This is a genomic window from Streptosporangium sp. NPDC049644, from assembly GCF_040675205.1.
GTDB classification, from domain to species: Bacteria; Actinomycetota; Actinomycetes; order Streptosporangiales; family Streptosporangiaceae; genus Streptosporangium; species Streptosporangium fukuiense.
In genome coordinates this window covers 1-1,042 of record NZ_JBFAOJ010000290.1, presented here as the reverse complement: position 1 = coordinate 1,042, position 1,042 = coordinate 1, and the positions used below count along the sequence as shown (strand labels likewise).

Genomic DNA, 1,042 nt, shown 5'->3' with positions numbered 1-1,042 from the left:
TGATCAAGCTCGTCGACGCCTTCCTGGCCGACCGGATCAAGGCCGGCTTTGAGATGCTGGTCGACAACTTCAGCGCCGGTATCGTCGGCGGCGCGATGGCCCTGGTGGGCGTGTGGGGCATCGGCCCGGTCGTCTCGGCGATCACCACCGCGGCCGGGAACGCGGTGGGCTGGCTGGTGGAGTCCAACCTGCTGCCGCTGGCCTCGATCCTGATCGAGCCGGCCAAGGTGTTGTTCCTCAACAACGCCATCAATCACGGGGTGCTGACCCCGCTGGGCGCCAACGAGGTGACCCAGTTCGGCAAGTCGATCCTGTTCATGCTGGAGTCCAACCCCGGCCCCGGCCTGGGGTTGTTGCTGGCCTACCTGTTCTTCGGGCCGCGTCTGCTGCGTCCCAGCGCCCCGGCGGCGATCATCATTCACTTCCTGGGCGGGATCCATGAGATCTACTTCCCGTATGTGCTGATGAAGCCCCGGCTGATCCTGGCGGTCATCGCCGGTGGCGCCACCGGCATCCTGGTGTTCATCATGACCGGGGCGGGACTGGTGTCGGCGGCCTCGCCGGGCAGTATCTTCGCCTACCTGGCGGTGACGCCCAAGGGTGGCTGGTTCGGGGTGCTGGCCGGGATCTTCGCCGCGACCGCGGTGTCCTTCGCGGTGGCCTCGGTCCTGCTCGGTTTCGGCCGCGGCAAGGACGACAGCGAGGAGAGCCCGCAGGAGGCTTCCGCGCAGGGCGGGACCGTGACCGTGGTCAAGGAGGCCTGAGCGATGCCGAGTATCGACAGCAAGGACATCCGTAAGATCATCGTGGCGTGTGACGCGGGGATGGGCAGCAGCGTGATGCTGGCCACCCAGTTGCGCAAGCAGTTGAAAAGCCACAGTGTCCAGGTCGAGCACACCCCGGTCAACTCGATCCCGGCCGATGCCGATGTGGTCCTCTGCCACGCCGGTCTGGCCGGCCGGGCCCGGGCCGGCGCCCCGGACAAGGTGGTGGTCTCCTTCCAGGTCTTCATCGGGGACCCGGCGGTGACCAGGCTGATCAA

At 67.2% G+C, this 1,042-nt stretch carries 2 protein-coding genes; both read left to right on the top strand.

Features of this window, described 5'->3' with window-relative positions:
- Window positions 1-764: PTS transporter subunit EIIC (locus AB0J58_RS45205; protein WP_364228062.1), on the top strand; the 764-nt coding region annotated here is incomplete at its 5' end.
- 3 nt (window positions 765-767) lie between these two features.
- Window positions 768-1,042: PTS lactose transporter subunit IIB (locus AB0J58_RS45200; protein ID WP_364228060.1), on the top strand; the 275-nt coding region annotated here is incomplete at its 3' end.